The 16,981-nt window shown below is 35.9% G+C and carries 11 protein-coding genes; all 11 read left to right on the top strand.

Annotated features, from left to right (window positions below; all coding sequences use genetic code 11):
* Nucleotides 1–2 precede the first annotated feature (2 nt).
* The 11 genes from nuoL to ACFIL8_RS02585 all read left to right on the top strand — a co-directional run bounded on the left by nuoL (nt 3) and on the right by ACFIL8_RS02585 (nt 15,887).
* Complete coding sequence (gene nuoL / locus ACFIL8_RS02635) at nt 3–1,967, top strand: NADH-quinone oxidoreductase subunit L (RefSeq protein ID WP_375638389.1); 1,965 nt, start codon at nt 3–5, stop codon at nt 1,965–1,967.
* Nucleotides 1,967–3,436, top strand: coding sequence for an NADH-quinone oxidoreductase subunit M (locus ACFIL8_RS02630; RefSeq protein WP_375628157.1), 1,470 nt, complete (start codon nt 1,967–1,969; stop codon nt 3,434–3,436). Before nuoL ends, ACFIL8_RS02630 begins: the two co-directional genes overlap by 1 nt.
* A 17-nt stretch (nt 3,437–3,453) precedes the next feature.
* A complete protein-coding gene (nuoN, locus tag ACFIL8_RS02625; protein ID WP_375688859.1) occupies nt 3,454–4,908 on the top strand; it encodes an NADH-quinone oxidoreductase subunit NuoN in 1,455 nt (484 codons plus the stop codon).
* The gene (locus ACFIL8_RS02620) at nt 4,908–5,717 is read left to right on the top strand and encodes a biotin--[acetyl-CoA-carboxylase] ligase (protein ID WP_375613451.1); all 810 of its coding nucleotides are present in this window, start codon (nt 4,908–4,910) and stop codon (nt 5,715–5,717) included. Before nuoN ends, ACFIL8_RS02620 begins: the two co-directional genes overlap by 1 nt.
* 45 nt (nt 5,718–5,762) lie before the next feature.
* The gene (locus tag ACFIL8_RS02615; protein WP_375628074.1) at nt 5,763–7,439 is read left to right on the top strand and encodes a ribonuclease J; all 1,677 of its coding nucleotides are present in this window, start codon (nt 5,763–5,765) and stop codon (nt 7,437–7,439) included.
* A gap of 203 nt (nt 7,440–7,642) precedes the next feature.
* Nucleotides 7,643–8,968 carry a proline--tRNA ligase gene (gene proS, locus ACFIL8_RS02610; protein ID WP_375628076.1) on the top strand — a complete coding sequence of 442 codons (1,326 nt, stop codon included), beginning with the start codon at nt 7,643–7,645 and terminating at the stop codon, nt 8,966–8,968.
* 11 nt (nt 8,969–8,979) lie between these two features.
* On the top strand, nt 8,980–10,248 hold the full coding sequence (locus tag ACFIL8_RS02605) for a lipoprotein-releasing ABC transporter permease subunit (protein WP_375628078.1): 1,269 nt from the start codon (nt 8,980–8,982) through the stop codon (nt 10,246–10,248).
* The gene (locus tag ACFIL8_RS02600; protein WP_375688857.1) at nt 10,248–10,928 is read left to right on the top strand and encodes an ABC transporter ATP-binding protein; all 681 of its coding nucleotides are present in this window, start codon (nt 10,248–10,250) and stop codon (nt 10,926–10,928) included. The genes ACFIL8_RS02605 and ACFIL8_RS02600 overlap by 1 nt, the downstream gene beginning before the upstream one ends.
* Before the next feature lie 65 nt (nt 10,929–10,993).
* Nucleotides 10,994–11,281: a succinate dehydrogenase assembly factor 2 gene (locus ACFIL8_RS02595; RefSeq protein WP_273791268.1), complete on the top strand. Its 288-nt coding sequence runs from the start codon at nt 10,994–10,996 to the stop codon at nt 11,279–11,281.
* A 5-nt stretch (nt 11,282–11,286) separates the two neighbouring features.
* The gene (mfd, locus tag ACFIL8_RS02590; RefSeq protein ID WP_375638392.1) at nt 11,287–14,787 is read left to right on the top strand and encodes a transcription-repair coupling factor; all 3,501 of its coding nucleotides are present in this window, start codon (nt 11,287–11,289) and stop codon (nt 14,785–14,787) included.
* 260 nt (nt 14,788–15,047) lie between these two features.
* On the top strand, nt 15,048–15,887 hold the full coding sequence (locus ACFIL8_RS02585; RefSeq protein WP_375688855.1) for a hypothetical protein: 840 nt from the start codon (nt 15,048–15,050) through the stop codon (nt 15,885–15,887).
* Nucleotides 15,888–16,981 lie beyond the last annotated feature (1,094 nt).

The raw sequence follows: 16,981 nt of genomic DNA, 5'->3' as shown, positions 1-16,981 counted from the left end.
TGATGTATTATACGATTGTCTTTCTTCCGCTTTTGGGTTTTTTAATTGCTGCACTAGGTGGAAAAACGATAGGAGATCGTGCGAGTGAATTGATAACATGTAGCTTTATGGTTGTTGTTGCCATATTATCGTGGATAGCATTTTTCAGTACTGCACTTGGTCATATTCCAGCGATTGATGTATTGGTATTACATTGGATGACTGTTGGTGACTTAAGCTTTAATTGGGCTTTACATGTTGATGCATTAACAGCTGTCATGCTTATTGTTGTGAATAGTGTTTCGGCATTAGTGCATATTTATTCAATTGGTTATATGCACCATGACCCTTCAAGGTCTCGTTTTTTTTCTTATCTTTCTTTGTTTACATTTATGATGCTTATGTTGGTCACATCCAATAATTTGATTCAGATGTTTTTTGGATGGGAAGGTGTCGGACTTGCTTCTTATTTACTCATTGGTTTTTGGTTTCAGCGCGATTCTGCTAATAAGGCCGCAATGAAAGCTTTTGTAGTTAACCGTGTTGGAGACTTTGGTTTTCTCTTAGGAATCTTTAGTATTTTTGTTTTGTTCCAATCGGTTGATTTTGCCTCTATTTTTGCAAAAGCTGCCGACAAGAGCTTTATACAAAATATGACATTTTTAGATTGGCAATTTGATGGGCAGACGGCAATTACCATTACATGTCTTTTATTATTTATTGGTGCGATGGGAAAATCCGCACAATTTCTTTTACATACTTGGCTGCCTGATGCAATGGAAGGGCCAACCCCTGTATCAGCGCTTATTCATGCCGCTACAATGGTAACGGCTGGTGTTTTTATGATTGCGCGTATGTCGCCAATTTTTGAACTTTCTTCAACTGCTTTGACCGTGATTATTATTGTTGGTGCAACAACAGCGTTTTTTGCAGCAACTGTGGGGTTGGTGCAGAATGATATTAAGCGTGTTATTGCTTATTCTACATGCTCTCAACTTGGTTATATGTTTGTGGCATTAGGTGTTGGAGCTTATGGCGCTGCTGTCTTTCATCTTTTTACGCATGCTTTTTTTAAAGCCTTATTGTTTCTTGGTGCAGGTTCTGTGATTCATTCTGTGTCTGATGAACAAGATATGCGAAAAATGGGTGGGTTACGCAAACATATAAAGATCACCTATTGGATGATGATGGTCGGGACCATTGCCTTGACCGGAGTTGGAATTCCAGGAACACTTTTCGGGACTGCAGGTTTCTTCTCAAAAGATGCGATTATAGAGTCTGCTTTTGCATCTCATAATATTGCTTCAGGATATGCTTTTTATCTTCTTGTTTTTGCTGCCTTTTTAACAAGTTTCTATTCATGGCGACTTATCTTTATGACATTCCATGGTAAACCACGGGCAACAGTTGATGTGATGCATCATGTTCATGAATCGCCTCCAGTTATGTTGATTCCACTCTTTCTTTTATCTATTGGAGCAATATTTTCTGGTGTCGTTTTCCAACCTTACTTTTTTGGTGACTTGTATAATGCTTTTTGGAAGGGAGCATTGTTTACAAGCAGCCATAATCATATTCTTCATGATGCTCACCATGTTTTTAATTGGGTAAAATGGTCGCCTTTTATAGCAATGATTCTTGGGTTTATGTTGGCTTATTTATTTTATATTGTGGCTCCCTCTCTTCCCAAGAAAATGGCGCGTATTATGCCAGGAGTGTATCACTTTCTTTACCAAAAGTGGTATTTCGATCAATTATATAACTTTTTATTTGTTCGTCCTACCTTTAGAATTGGTTCTTTTCTTTGGAAAGTGGGAGACGGTAAGATTATTGATGGTCTAGGTCCCAATGGTATTGCAGCGCGTGTTGTTGATATTACAAATAGAGTTGTTCGAATGCAAACAGGCTATCTTTACCACTATGCATTTGCAATGCTTATCGGCGTTGCATTGCTCATTACATGGATGATGATCGGGGGCGTAAACTAATGACCGATTGGCCTATTCTTTCTACGGTTACATTTTTGCCGCTTGTTGGTGTTCTTCTGATTTTGTTTATCAAAGATGATAGTGAAGTAGCACGCCATAATATACGTAATGTCGCATTTTTTACGACTCTATTTGTTTTTATTATTTCTTTAATTATTTGGATAGGATTTGATTCTAGCAACCAAAATTTTCAAATGGTTGAAAAATCCAGTTGGTTAGGGGGTGGTATTAGCTATCATATGGGGGTCGATGGTATTTCTATTCTTTTTGTTGTTCTCTCGGCTTTTCTTTTGCCTTTCTGTATTTTAGCAAGTTGGGAGAATGTTAAAGAGAGATTAAAAGCCTATATGATTGCGTTTCTTCTTCTAGAAGTTGCGATTATTGGTGTTTTTTGTGCTCTTGATGCAATGCTATTCTATGTTTTTTTTGAAGGCAGCCTCATTCCAATGTTTATCATTATAGGTGTATGGGGAGGAGCACGTCGTGTTTATGCAAGTATAAAGTTTTTCTTATATACTTTACTTGGTTCAGTGCTTATGCTGGTTGCTCTTATGGTTATGTATTGGGAGGCTGGGACACTTGATATACCAACTTTACTCAATTATCAGTTTCCTGCTCATATGCAAATATGGCTATGGCTTGCATTTTTTGCTTCTTTCGCAGTTAAAATGCCAATGTGGCCAGTTCATACATGGCTCCCTGATGCTCACGTAGAAGCACCGACAGCGGGTTCTGTTATTTTAGCTGGTGTCTTACTTAAATTAGGTGGGTATGGTTTTCTTCGTTTTTCTTTACCTATGTTTCCTATCGCTTCAGCAGATTTTGCGCCTTTTGTTTTCACATTATCGCTTATCGCTATTATTTATACATCACTGGTTGCACTTGTTCAAAGTGACATCAAAAAACTTATTGCATATTCCTCAATAGCGCATATGGGATATGTAACGATGGGTATTTTTGCTGTGAATGAACAGGGGATACAAGGGGCTATTTATCAGATGCTATCCCATGGAATTGTTTCAGCAGCATTGTTTCTTTGTGTTGGGGTTATCTATGATCGCTTGCATACACGTGAAATTTCAGCGTTTGGTGGTTTAGTGAATAATATGCCTAAATATGCTGTTGTTTTCTTAATTTTTACCATGGCAAATGTTGGTTTGCCTGGAAGCTCAGGATTTTTGGGTGAATTTTTAACCTTAATAGGTGTTTTTCAAGTAAATAAATTGGTTGTTGTTTTAGCAACAACAGGTGTTATCTTATCGGCAGCCTATGCCCTTTATCTTTATCGGCGTGTGATTTTTGGTTCCTTGGATAAAGAGAATTTAAAAGTATTAATAGATCTTTCTTTAAGAGAAAAACTCCTCCTTTATCCAATGGTTATTCTTACAATATTCTTTGGTATCTATCCAACGCCTATTCTTAAGGCAACGGCGTTTTCCGTAGAAACCCTCATCAATAAACTGCACTAGATAAGGGAAGAATGCACATGCAAACTGAAATAATAGCGCAATTAGTCTTAATTCTTCCAGAGCTTTTAATTGCATTAGGAGCTGTCATGCTGCTTATGATTGGTGTTTATTCCAATACACGTGCTTCTTTAACAGTGACAGGTTTAGCTATGGCACTTCTTGTGGCAACCATTATTATTCTTATAGTTTTTCCGAAAAATGGTTCATTTCAAACCAATGCGCTCGTTATCGATTCCTTTAGTCGTTATATGAAAATTTTAATGCTTATTGGTGCACTCTTTTCTCTTATCATGTCTGTTGGTTTTGCCAATGCACAAAAGTTTAATATATTTGAGTTTCCAGTACTTGTTCTTTTAGCAACCCTTGGAATGATGTTTATGATTTCAGCGGGTAATATGCTGTCGCTTTATATGGGGTTAGAGCTGCAATCTTTAGCTTTATATGTTTTAGCAGCGATTAATCGTAATAATGTAAAATCTTCTGAAGCCGGTATAAAATACTTTGTTTTAGGAGCATTATCTTCAGGGTTGCTTCTTTATGGTATTTCTTTGCTTTATGGTTTTACCGGTCAAATTGGTTTTCACGAAATTGCTCTTGCTTTAAAGGGCAAAAATGTACAATTGGGGGTCATTTTTGGAATTGTCTTTATTTTAGCTGGTTTGGCTTTCAAAATTTCTGCTGTTCCGTTTCATATGTGGACACCTGATGTTTATGAAGGAGCGCCCACACCGATTACAGCATTTTTTGCTGGTGCCCCTAAAGTTGCTGCAATGGCTTTAGTCATCCGTATTATTGTGGTGACCTTTATTCCCCTAGGGCGTGTTGATAACGTGATGCCTGCATGGCAACAAATTTTGGTGTTCATGGCGATTACATCAATGATACTGGGTGCTTTTGCTGCAATCGGTCAGAATAATATTAAGCGCTTAATGGCTTATTCGTCGATCAGTCATATGGGTTATGCACTTGTTGGTTTATCTGCTGGAGATATGCTTGGGATAAAAAGCGTTATCCTTTATATGACTATTTATCTTGGAATGACGCTTGGTTCATTTGCCTTTATTCTTGGAATGCGCTCTCAGAATGGAAATGTTGAAAATATTTATGATCTTTCAGGGTTAGCAAAGACGAATCCGTTTATGGCTGTTGTGATGACAATACAGCTTTTTTCTTTAGCAAGCATACCTCCTATGGCTGGTTTTTTTGGAAAGTGGTATACATTTTCTGCTGCTGTCCACGCTGGACTTACGCCACTTGCTGTCGTTGGGATGATAGCGTCTGTAGTTGGGGCTTTTTACTATTTGCGAGTCATTAAAATTATGTGGTTTGATGATGCAAAAGCGCATTTTGTTGCTTTATCGAAAGAGCTTCAATTTTGTCTTGGTCTTTCTGTATTCTTTATTTTATTTTACGCGCTTTTTGGAGTTTGGTTCGCTGAGCTAGCAGAAAAAGCAGCAACAGCATTGTTTTAATGAATATGGTTTATACTTTATCAGATTTTGCACAAAAACAGGGATACACTGTTGAAGCGTACGATAGTGTTGATTCAACAAATCTTATTGCGCAACGAAAAGCGCAAACTGGTCATCAAGGTAATCTTTGGATTGTTGCACAAGAACAATCACAGGGAAGAGCAAGAAGAGGGAGGACTTGGTCTAGTCCAAAAGGGAACCTTTATTCTAGTCTTTTATTAATTGATGATATTGTTCATCAAACTGCGGCTCAACTTGGTTTTGTTGCTGGAGTAAGTGTGGCAGAGGCAATAAAACAATTGATAAAAGAGGAAAAGCAGACAAACAATATTGTGAGCTTAAAATGGCCAAACGATATTTTGCTCAGAGGAGAAAAAAGCTCTGGAGTTTTGCTTGAGATTTTAAAATTGTCATCACAACAATATGCCTTGGTTATTGGGATTGGAATAAATGTGAAATATAATTATGAAGATGCGCCCTATTCCACTTCAAGCTTAAAGAATATCGGGTTGCGTATTGATGCAGAACAATTATTTACGGTTTTGACGGAGTGTTTTTCTAAAAATTACCTTCTTTGGAAACAACCAAAAGGATGTGAAATAATCCGAAAAAAATGGCTTTTATATTCCGCTCATCTTGGGAAACATGTCAAAGTGGTGAATGATGAAAAAGTCATTGAGGGTATTTTTGATGGTCTTGATAGTGATTTTAACTGCATCATAAAGCGAAAAGACGGTCAGACAGCCATTATAACAGCTGGGGATGTTCATTTTGGTTTGGCTGATTCTGTTAATGCAGGCCGTTATTGAAAAATTATTTTATCATCAGATACCTTAATGATTTGGGAGATGTTTATGGTTGCAGCCAATAGATGTGAATTTGTTTTTTTACCTCTGGGAGGTGTAGGTGAAATAGGGATGAATTTAGCTGCTTACGGATTTGGTCCCCAATATCTTCGTGAATGGCTGCTGGTTGATATGGGGATTAGTTTTGCTGGTTCTGAATTACCAGGTGTCGATCTTGTTTTGCCTGATATTCGTTTTCTAGAAAGTGAAAAACACAATATACGGGGTCTTGTTTTAACACATGCACATGAAGATCATTATGGGGCCGTTCTTGATTTATGTCCAAAGTTACAAGTGCCGATTTACTGTACGCCTTTTACGGCAGGATTATTGGAAACTAAAAAACAATTAGATTTTGAATCTCAAAAAATTTTACTCAATATTTTTCAAGCTGGTGATTGTTTTCAGGTAGGTTCCTTTGCTGTAGAGGCTATAGCCGTTAACCATTCAATACCAGAATCTGTATCTTTAGCAATTACAACCTCTTTGGGGACTGTGATTCATACTGGTGATTGGAAAATTGATCATACCCCTTCACTCGGGGCTGTAACCGATGAAAAAAGATTTCGTGCCTTAGGCAAAAAAGGTGTTTTAGCATTACTTTGTGATTCCACAAATGCATGTCGGGATGGTATCTCTCCTTCAGAACAGCAAGTTCAAGCCAGTCTTTCAGAGATTATTTCTAAAGCTGAAGGGCGCGTTGCGATAGCAACTTTTTCTTCTAATATTGGTCGGATACGTTCTATTGCTCTTGCAGCTGAAGCTGCTGGACGTAAGGTGCTTGTCATTGGGCGTTCCCTTAAGCGAAGTATTATGGTTGCACAAGAGCTTGGTTATATGAATGGTTTAGCACCATTTGTAACGGAAGATGATTATGGGTACATCTCGCGAAAAGATCTTGTTTTAATTGTCACAGGGAGCCAAGGTGAGCCATGTGCTGCTTTGGCTAAACTGTCACGTGATGGAATGAAAAATATTGCACTTTCCGCTGGTGATACCGTTATTTATTCATCACGAAGTATTCCAGGAAACGAAAAAGCGATTATTGAGGTACAAAATCGTTTCATTGATTTGGGTATTAAAATTATTACGAATGAAGATGCACTTGTTCATGTTTCAGGTCATCCCCGTCGTTCAGAACTTTTACAGATGTATGATTGGATAAAGCCACAAATACTTGTCCCTGTACATGGGGAAGCAATGCATCTTAAGGCTCAGGCAACTTTAGCACGTCAAGCGGGTATTAAAACTGTTATGGATATCAGAAATGGCTATATGTTACGTCTTGCACCAGAGCCTGTAGAAGTTATTGATCAAGTTCCTGTTGGCCGCATCTATAAGGATGGTTGCTTAATTGGAGATGAAGATGAATTAGGGATTCGTGAACGCCGTAAACTAAGTTATGCTGGTCATGTTACTATTTCTCTCCATATAAATAGTAAGCATGAATTATTAGGGGATATAGGTCTAACAACATTCGGGTTACCTGAAAGTAATGGAAAGGGGGAAAGTTTAAAAGATATTCTTTTAGATATCGTAGAAAATACAGTTTATAATATCCCACGCATGAAACAGAAAAATAATGAACTTATTCGAGAGGCAACACGACGTGCAGTAAGAGCGGCTGTTCATGAAATTTGGCAAAAAAAACCTATCTGTACAGTTTTTTTACATCGGTCAAAATAAAAGAACTTTCCTATTACGTTATTTAAAAAGAGAAGAGCATTTTTATTTTATTGCTAAATAAGAAAAATAGAGAATAAAGCACAATAAATTTTTAAATGATAAGATCGTTATATTTGCAAGTATTCAGAATGCGGCTATAGATGAATAGAGGGTGTGATAAATTGTTCCGATATGATAGATCTGATTAGGAGTTAATTATTTCAATGCGTCTTTCTCAATATTTCCTTCCACTTTTAAAAGAGAATCCTAAAGAAGCAGAAATTGTTTCTCATCGCTTCATGTTGCGCGCTGGAATGATTCGACAACAAACATCAGGGATTTATTCTTGGCTTCCTTTGGGAAAAAAAGTGCTTGATAAAGTTTGTAAAATTATTCGTGAAGAGCAAGAACGTGCGGGTGCAATAGAAATATTGATGCCTACAATTCAGTCTGCTGATCTTTGGCGTGAAAGCGGTCGTTATGATGATTATGGTTTGGAAATGCTCCGCATTAAAGATCGTCAAAAGCGTGATTTACTTTATGGTCCAACCAATGAAGAGATGGTAACAGATATTTTTCGCTCTTATGTTCGTTCTTATAAAGATCTTCCGCTTAATTTATATCATATTCAATGGAAATTTCGTGATGAAATTCGTCCACGTTTTGGTGTGATGCGAGCACGAGAATTTTTAATGAAAGATGCTTATTCTTTTGATCTTGATTATGAAGGCTCTGAAACATCTTATAATCGTATGTTTGTTGCTTATTTACGCACTTTTTCTCGCCTTGGCTTAAAAGCAATTCCTATGCGTGCAGATACAGGTCCAATAGGGGGGGAACTCAGTCATGAATTTATCATTTTGGCTGAAACAGGAGAGAGTGCTATCTTCTGTGATAAACAATTTCTTGAACTTACCGTTCCTGATAGTTCAATCGATTTTAGTGATAAAGCTGTTTTAGATGATATTGTTAAGCAATGGACATCTTTTTATGCAGCAACGGAAGAAATGCATAATGAAGAGGAGTGGGCTAAAGTTTCTGATCATAATCGTCTTTCAGCGCGTGGTATTGAAGTAGGGCATATTTTCCACTTTGGTACTAAATATTCTGCTCCAATGGGAGCAAAAGTTATGGGACAAGATGGAAAAGAGCATGTGGTCTCTATGGGATCTTATGGTATTGGGCCTTCGCGTCTTGTTGCGGCCGCTATTGAGGCTTCTCATGATGAAAATGGTATTATTTGGCCAAAGTTTATGGCACCGTTTGATTTTGGGATTATCAATATGAAGCCCGATGATGAAAAATGCACACAGGCATGTGAGTTTCTCTATCAGGGATTAAAGAAGGTTGGTTTTGATCCGTTATTAGATGATAGAAATGAACGCCCTGGATCAAAATTTGCAACAATGGATTTGATTGGTTTGCCAACGCAAATCATTGTTGGTCCTAACAGTATTGCACAAAATGAAGTTGAAATTAAAGATCGAAAAACAGGAATAAAAAAATCTCTAAAGGTTGAAGATGTGCTCAGCCAACTTTCTATAATTTAATAGGAAATATTATGAAGAGGCTGAAAAAAAAATGCTTTTCATCTTATGAGTGGATGATCGCTTTTCGTTATATGATTCCCAATAAAAAACATGTCGTTGCATCTGTTATTTCAATTATTTCTCTTATTGGGATTATGTTGGGCGTATTTGCTCTGGTTGTTGTTATGGCGGTGATGAATGGCTTTCGTACAGAACTTCTCAATCGTATTCTTGGTATGAATGGGCATCTTATTATTCAAACAGTTGATTCTGGTTTCTCTGATTATAAGACTCTTATTTCTTCTTTAGAAACTACAAATGGTGTGAAGTTTGCTTTACCTGTTATTGAAGGTCAAGCGCTTGTTCAAGGTGAAGTTCAAGGTGGCTCTGGCGCGTTAGTTCGTGGTATGCGCAAACAAGATCTAGAAAAGCTTAAAACAGTCTCTCAAAACATTAAATTAGGATCGATTTCTCGGTTTGATCAAGAAGAAGGTGTTGCAATTGGAAGTGGCTTAGCAGAAAAATTAGGACTGACAGTTGGAAGAGATATTCGTATTATTACTCCAGATGGTGATGAGACTCCTTTTGGCGTTACCCCACGTGTGAAAGCTTATAAAGTCGTTGCTATTTTTGAAGTTGGTATGTCTGAATATGATTCAATATTTATCTTTATGCCTCTCCATGAAGCACAAATGTTTTTTAATTTGGGAGATAAGGTTCAGTCTTTGGAATTATTTCTAAATGATCCTGATGCTGTTGATCAAATAAAACCTGTTGTAGAAAAAGTAGTTGAACAACAGGTCTATTTAATTGATTGGCGTACACGCAATCAGGCTTTTTTTTCAGCCTTACAGATTGAACGAAATGTTATGTTTTTCATTCTTTCTCTGATCGTTCTTGTTGCTGCTTTAAATATTATTTCAGGGCTGATTATGCTTGTAAAAGATAAAAGTCATGATATTGCAATTTTACGCACGATGGGGGCTCAACAGAGTGCGATTTTGCGTATATTTATCATTACAGGAATGATGATTGGTTTTATTGGAACTATATTGGGTTTAGTTTTAGGTGTTATCGCGACCGCGAATATTAATCATATCCAAGATTTTATATCTTGGTTATTTAATGTCGACGTTTTTAATCCTCAACTTTATTTTTTAACAAAATTGCCTGCACAAATTGAGTGGAAACAGACCATCTTGGTTGCTATGATGGCTTTATTCTTGTCGTTTCTTGCTGCTCTCATTCCGGCATGGCGTGCTGCTAAGCTAGATCCCGTACAAGCTTTGAGGTATGAATAATGACAGCTATTTTAGAGCTTGTAGAGATTGAAAGACACTTTTTCGAGAGTCATAAGCCACTCATTGTTTTAGATAAAGCGAATTTTATTCTTAATCGTGGAGAGCTTGTCGCACTTGTTGCACCATCTGGTGCTGGAAAATCAACACTTCTTCATATTGCTGGATTATTAGAAAAACCAACAGCTGGTGATGTGATGTTACGGGGTGTTTCTTGTGCAAAGCGCTCTGATAGTGAGCGAACAGCTATAAGACGAAATGATATTGGTTTTGTTTATCAATTTCATCATTTACTTCCAGAGTTTACGGCGGTAGAAAATGTCATGATACCGCAAATGATAGCAGGATTAAAAAAATCTATAGCAGAAGATCGTGCGCGCAAATTATTGACGTATCTGCGTGTTTCTCATCGTGCGAACCATCGTCCCTCAGAGTTATCGGGAGGAGAACAACAACGTGTTGCTATTGCACGTGCAGTAGCAAATGGCCCTTCGGTTCTTTTGGCTGATGAACCTACAGGAAATCTTGATCCAGTAACTTCAGCTTATGTCTTTCAAGCTTTATCTATCCTTGTTCGTCAGTCTGGTCTTTCTGCTCTTATTGCAACACATAATTACGCTTTGGCTAAGCAAATGCATCGTCGAATTACACTTAAAGAACAAAAGATTATAGAACTTCCTTAAAGCAAGGTAAAAATTTTATACGACTAATTGAATAGTTTATATTACTTTATTAAAGGAGATTTTTTATGACAGTTTTTGTCGTTGACAAAAATCAATTAGATGCTCGTCGTCGTCGATTGATTTTTCGTGCATGGCATCGCGGTATTCGTGAAATGGATCTCATTTTTGGACATTATGTCGATGCTCATATTACTGGGATGAATGATAGAACGCTCTCTGAGCTTGAGTATATTATGTCTTTTGATGATCGTGATTTACTCACATGGATTACTGGAGAAATTTTGCCCCCCTCTGAAGTTGATAGTCCACTTTTCCGTGATATTGCCAATTATCGTACTTGCTTAAGTTATTAATCCCGATGCCTATATTTAAAAAAATTGTTATTCCAAAAAATAATTCTGTTCGTATGATTTTAGATGGCGTTACTGATGGATTTGAAGCCTTTGCGCTTGCTAAATTAAGTTCAGAAATTGCACAAGGTAAACCGCTCATCTATGTTGTCCGTGACGGAACAAAAATTGCGCATTTACAACAAGTTTTAAATTTTATTGAACCCAATTTACCCGTACTTCAATTTCCTGCATGGGATTGTTTGCCTTATGATCGCGTATCACCAGGAATTGCTGTTATGGCACGTCGACTATCAACATTGGCACACATAGCAAATTTACGGAAAGATCCATATTCTGCAATTATATTAACAACAGCAAATGCAATTATGCAAAAGTTGCCTCCTCGTGAAATGATAGAAGCTCAGCTTATTCACGCACGTGTTGGCCAGCGCAATAACATGGGAAATCTTATTCAATTTCTAGAAACCAATGGTTTTGAACGCGTTACGGTTGTCCGTGATGTTGGTGAGTTTGCTGTAAGAGGAGGAATACTTGATATCTTTTCTCCGATGGATGTTGAACCTTTACGCCTTGATTTTTTTGGAGATACCCTAGAAAGTATCCGCGTATTTGATCCAGAAAGTCAAAGGACAACAGGCCAAAAAACTGAACTTTTATTACAGGCAATGAGTGAGGTTGTTCTTACACCAGAACGCATCAGTCGTTTTAAAAGCAATTATACCCGTACATTTGGTGTATCACAAAAAAATAACATGCTTTATGAAGCAATTTCTCAAGGTCGGCGTTTTGCCGGTATGGAACATTGGCTTCCATTTTTTTATGAAAACCTTGATAGCTTTTTTGATCATTGTGGCAACTTACCGATAGTTTTTGAGCATCTCATAGAAGAAGTCTTCATTGAGCGCTATCGTCTTATTGAAGACTATTATAATGCGCGCAAAGAGCGCGAAAGTGATGAAAAAAATTCTACTTCTTATCATCCAATAGATCCTAGTCTTTTTTATTTAACGCCAGAGCGTGTTTTGGAAGGTGCGCAACAATCTTCACAGCGTATTGATTTTTCTCCTTTTAATGTTCCACAAAGTTTGGAACAAACTATTATTCACGCACATGTTAAACAGGGATATGATTTTGTAAAAGAGCGTAATGCGCAGGAAAAAAATGTTTTTTCAAGTGTTATTGATCATATCGCATCTTTACGCGCTGCTGGTAAAAAAGTGCTTTTAGCGTGTTGGAGTGAAGGATCTCTCAATCGTTTGTTACAAGTTCTCGATGAGCATGGATTGAAAAAAATAGATGTTGCAAAATCTTTGCAAACTGTCAAAGCAACACCTCGGGATCGCATATTAGCAGCTGTTATCATGATAGAACATGGTTTTGTGGCTGAAGATTTGGCTATTATAGCAGAGCAAGATATCCTTGGCGATCGTTTTATAAGATCGCCAAAGCGGCGTAAGAATAATACAAATTTTATTTCTGAAATTTCTGCTTTAAATTCTGGTGATATTATTGTGCATATCGACCACGGTATTGGCCAATTTGTTGGTCTTAAAACCATCAGAACCACTGGAATTTTACGAGACTGCCTTGAAATTAGATATGCTGGAGGTGATTTACTCTTTTTACCTGTTGAAAATATTGAGCTTCTCTCACGTTATGGCTCAGAAGGAACAGAGGTAACTTTAGATAAATTAGGAGGTGTTGCTTGGCAGGCACGTAAAGCTCGGCTTAAAAAACATTTATTGGAAATGGCAGGGCAATTAATCCGTATAGCTGCAGAGCGTATGACTCGTGCTGCGCCTGCTTTACTTCCACCAATTGGACCATTTGATGAGTTTGTTGCTTGCTTTCCCTATGAAGAAACGGAAGATCAAATGAATGCAATTGATGCTGTTTTGGACGATCTAGCCTCAGGCAAGCCGATGGATCGCTTGATATGCGGTGATGTTGGTTTTGGAAAAACTGAAGTAGCCATTCGAAGTGCTTTTGTTGCAGCATTAAATGGATATCAGGTTGCTGTTGTTGTACCGACAACTTTGCTTTCACGTCAACATTACAAAACATTTATTTCGCGTTTTCAAGGATTACCGGTTAAAATTGGACATGCTTCGAGGCTTGTAAAAGCGAAAGAACTTGCACGAGTAAAAAAAGGTGTTTCAGATGGTACAATCGATATTGTCATTGGAACCCATGCATTATTAAGTGATGCAGTTAATTTTTTACGGTTAGGTCTTCTTATCATTGATGAGGAACAGCATTTTGGTGTCAAACACAAAGAGCGTTTAAAAGAGCTTAAAAGTGATATTCATGTTCTCACACTTTCAGCAACTCCCATACCACGCACTTTAGGGTTAGCTTTATCGGGTGTACGTGAACTTTCATTGATAACAACCCCCCCCATTGATAGAATGGCGGTTCGTACTTTTATTTCACCCTTTGATGCACTTGTTATACGAGAGACCCTGCTTCGAGAATATTATCGTGGTGGACAAAGTTTCTATGTTTGTCCTCGTATTTCTGATCTGGCTTTTGTAGAAGAATATCTCAAAACACATGTGCCAGAACTGAAATTCGTTGTGGCTCATGGACAAATGCCGGCTGGACAACTTGATGATATCATGAATGCATTTTATGATGGACAATATGATGTGCTGCTCTCAACAACCATTATTGAATCAGGTCTTGATATTCCAACAGCCAATACCCTAATTGTGCATCGTGCTGAGATGTTTGGTCTTTCTGCCCTTTATCAGTTACGTGGTAGGGTAGGACGTTCAAAACAACGTGCGTATGCTCTCTTTACATTTCCTGCTGGTAAAGTTTTAACAATTGCTGCTGATCGCCGTCTTAAAGTGTTACAATCTCTTGACACCTTAGGGGCCGGTTTTCAATTGGCAAGCCATGACATGGATATCCGCGGTTCAGGCAATTTTTTAGGTGAAGAGCAATCGGGGCATATCAAAGAAGTTGGATTTGAACTCTATCAAAAAATGCTTGAAGAAGCTGTTGCTGAATTAAAAGATGGAGAGCTAAATGAAGATAAGCAATGGTCACCTCAAATTTCCCTTGGTACAACAGTGATGATACCAGAAAGTTTCGTGCCTGACTTATCGTTACGTATGGGACTTTATCGTCGTTTAACAGAACTTGATGATTTAGAACAAATTGATGAATTTGCAGCGGAGTTAATTGATCGCTTTGGTCCTTTACCCCTTGAGGTTCAACACCTTCTTAAAGTCTTTTATATCAAAACATTGTGTCGAAAAGCGCATGTAGAAAAATTAGATACAGGACCAAAGGGGATTGTCATACAGTTTCGTAATAACTATTTCGCAAATAGTGTTGCTCTTGTTCAGTGGGTGGGAAAACAAGGTTCAATGGCAAAAATCCGACCAGATCAAAGTATTGCTCTTATTCGTGATTGGTCCACAGCGGATGAAAGGCTTGTTGGAGCAGCGAATATTATAACACAGCTTGTCGAAATGGCAGAACAACATTCTGTTTAAAAAATTTCTTTATTATTTTAGAATTATTACTCATTTTTATAAAATCATTCTATAAAAACAAACAGTTATTGATTTTGTATAAGAATAAAATTTAAGTTTATAATAAAGAGCCCTTATATATTTATTTGGTTTTTATTATATACGTATTGATATAATGAAGAAAATAGATTAGACGGTTTAACTGCAATAAATAGCACTTTCAATATAATAAGCTAATAAGCTCCTGTAAATTTTTTAGAAAGAATTTAGATAAAGATAGCATGCTTTCTTCATTACAAAAGTGTCTAACTATCGTCTTTTTATTACTCACTTTGATATATGGCGTAAAAAACGCTTATGCTGAGTTATCTTCTGATGAACAATACCAACATTTAAAAAACAAAAGAAAGAATATTAAAGAGAGCATACAATTTATTGAAGAAAGTATATCTCATTTGGATATTTGGGAAAAAAATATTTCTAAAGCAGAATACTATGAGCGTTTACAGGAACGGAATAAGTTATATAAAAAACTGAAAACTCTGAAGGATGAATATTATAATCTTGGTTCGAAATTACAGGATCTAGCTGAAAAAAAACAAAAAATTATCTCTAGAATACATATAGCGAGAGAGTATGAAGTAGGGGAGTATGAAGAAAAGTTGATTAAAGCAAAAGATTATTTAAAAAAAACTCAAACGTTTAATGAATGGGGAATGAATGAGAAAAGTGGAGGTGATGATGAGATAATGAAAAATTATCTCATATTTATTATTGCTTGCAATACGTTAGCGGATATATTGCAAAGTGATATAGGTGCTATTTTGCGCAAAGATTTTGATTGGAAAGATAAAGATTTTAGTTGGGCTAAAGGCGCAAATAATTCAATAAGTCCTAGTTTAGTCAGGGATATTAAAGAATTATTAACAGATGGCTCTTATAGTTATGAAAAACAAATATTTGACGATATAAAAAATAGTCTTACAGAAGATAATTGGTTTGTAAAAAGTGCACCTAAGCTTTGTAATACCATTAAAGAAGTACATAATATAATGCTTCCAAACAAGAAAAAGAATATTATAGATCGTATACGTTTTCATGTTCAAGAATTATTCAATTAAAAATTTACTCATATAAATACAGAGAAATTAAGATTATATACTAAATAATAGTTAAAATATATTTTAATTTTTTGTTTTTAATTATTATTTATAATAAAGTAATTTTATGCACATAAGATATTATCTATTGTTCTTATCATATAAGATTTAATATATATATTAAATAATAAAATCATATATCTTTTTTATGTTTTCTTTTTATGCATAATTTTTTGTGCTTGTAGTTTTTTATTTTTATCTGATTAATTATTTTAATGACGATACATCTCATATCATAAATATTGTTTCATTAATACGATAAGAGAAATATTTTATAGCTCTAAATTGTGTTATATAGGGAAACAAAATGATACTTTGAATTCATTTTTTCTTAAAACTTAAATCATTAACGATTTATATCTTTGATATTATGAAAGATGAAAAGAATTTATCATTTTAGTAGATTCTTTTATTTAAGAAATAACTTAAAAGAAATTGATAAAAGCTATATTTTTTATTCACGTTATAAAACTGAGAGATGATATTTGTACAGAAGTGCAATAATAGATGTTTAATATATGAGCATAAATTTATTATGGCTTTAGGCACGTGAGATGATTCATAGGGAGGGTTTCCTTTGTTCAGTAGTTTATCTATAAAACTAACTCCGCTTGTGATGTACAAGTGGATAAATTTTATTGATTCAACATAAGAGAGGTTTGCGCTATTAGGATCTTTCATACAATATAGAAATAGAAAAAAGATAAATTATTATTATAAATTAATATGTTATTATATTTTAAGAAAGTTTTTTATAAATAAAATATTTTCAGCAGTTATAGATTTTCTCTCTAAGAAAATGTGTTGTTTAATTAAGAAAAAAGCACTTCTTTAGTAGCGTATTTTTAAACTAAACTGTTTAGTTAAACGCTATGGAATATAAAATTTTTATTACAAAAGCGTATCACTATTATTTTGTAAACAAGGGCAGAAAATTGTTCATTAGCAAAAAGCTCTCTTACAATTATGCAGAAATTTTAGACAATCAGTGGTTTTAATTCATTAAATGTTTCAATAATATCGTAGATGATTTTGTTTTTGTGTATCACACAAGG

Source organism: Bartonella sp. AP57NXGY (assembly GCF_042195805.1).
Lineage (GTDB): Bacteria > Pseudomonadota > Alphaproteobacteria > Rhizobiales > Rhizobiaceae > Bartonella.
This window is presented reverse-complemented; position numbering and strand designations above follow the sequence as displayed.

Excerpts from the sequence above, each read along its gene's own strand:
- ACFIL8_RS02620 (WP_375613451.1), top strand. The coding sequence starts at position 4,908 with ATGAATATGGTTTATACTTTATCAGATTTTGCACAAAAACAGGGATAC.
- ACFIL8_RS02595 (WP_273791268.1), top strand. The coding sequence starts at position 10,994 with ATGACAGTTTTTGTCGTTGACAAAAATCAATTAGATGCTCGTCGTCGT.
- proS (WP_375628076.1), top strand. The coding sequence starts at position 7,643 with ATGCGTCTTTCTCAATATTTCCTTCCACTTTTAAAAGAGAATCCTAAA.
- ACFIL8_RS02585 (WP_375688855.1), top strand. The coding sequence starts at position 15,048 with ATGCTTTCTTCATTACAAAAGTGTCTAACTATCGTCTTTTTATTACTC.
- ACFIL8_RS02605 (WP_375628078.1), top strand. The coding sequence starts at position 8,980 with ATGAAGAGGCTGAAAAAAAAATGCTTTTCATCTTATGAGTGGATGATC.
- ACFIL8_RS02615 (WP_375628074.1), top strand. The coding sequence starts at position 5,763 with ATGGTTGCAGCCAATAGATGTGAATTTGTTTTTTTACCTCTGGGAGGT.
- mfd (WP_375638392.1), top strand. The coding sequence starts at position 11,287 with ATGCCTATATTTAAAAAAATTGTTATTCCAAAAAATAATTCTGTTCGT.
- ACFIL8_RS02630 (WP_375628157.1), top strand. The coding sequence starts at position 1,967 with ATGACCGATTGGCCTATTCTTTCTACGGTTACATTTTTGCCGCTTGTT.
- nuoL (WP_375638389.1), top strand. The coding sequence starts at position 3 with ATGTATTATACGATTGTCTTTCTTCCGCTTTTGGGTTTTTTAATTGCT.
- ACFIL8_RS02600 (WP_375688857.1), top strand. The coding sequence starts at position 10,248 with ATGACAGCTATTTTAGAGCTTGTAGAGATTGAAAGACACTTTTTCGAG.
- nuoN (WP_375688859.1), top strand. The coding sequence starts at position 3,454 with ATGCAAACTGAAATAATAGCGCAATTAGTCTTAATTCTTCCAGAGCTT.